Annotated in this window: 1 protein-coding gene; it reads left to right on the top strand. The window is 64.2% G+C overall.

Translation table 11 applies throughout. The annotated features are described in order from the left end of the window. Positions 1-166: 166 nt before the first annotated feature. A partial coding sequence (locus ACLQ24_RS30045; RefSeq protein WP_425895106.1) for a helix-turn-helix domain-containing protein occupies positions 167-634 on the top strand: 468 nt, incomplete at its 3' end.

Raw genomic sequence — 634 nt, 5'->3', positions numbered from 1 at the left:
TCGTTGCTCAGCAACGTCGATCATGGACACCCTCGCTCTTGTTCGCTGCCCCGCACCCCTTGGAATAGATCGTCTAGTAGCGTGTCGCTGCCTATCGGCCGTGTTGTTGCGGTGTGCTGTTCCCTGACGGGTTCCTTTCCCTTCAGCCCGTCAGGAACGAGTCAAGATGGCGAGGACGAAGTCGCGTCCGGTGGCGTTGAGTGCCGCGGATCGCGAGTGGTTGACCAAGCGGGTTCGTACGGGGTCCTACCCGGCTCAGCAGGTACGCCGGGCGCGGATTCTGCTGGAACTGGACGAGAACGATCCGGATCGTCTCGAACGTGGTGAACCGGTGCCCACCCAGGAGGTAGTCGCCGAGCGTGCCGGGGTGCACGTGGACACAGTGGTGAAGACCTCGAGGGTCTACGCCGAGCGCGGCGGGGACGTCGAGGACACCATCACGCGCAAGAAGCGCCTCAGTGCGCCGGTGGATCCGAAGGTGACCGGTGAGGTCGAGGCCCGGCTCATCGCGCTGGCCTGCTCGGCGCCGCCCGAAGGCCACGCGCGTTGGTCGCTGAGGCTGCTGGAGAAGCATGTCGCGTTGATCGATGATATTCCTGACCTGGACCATTCCACGATCGGCCGGGTCCTGAAA

Source organism: Micromonospora sp. DT4 (assembly GCF_049841675.1).
GTDB lineage: Bacteria > Actinomycetota > Actinomycetes > Mycobacteriales > Micromonosporaceae > Micromonospora.
Note: the sequence above shows the minus strand (reverse complement) of the source record. Positions and strands in the feature narration are given on the sequence as shown.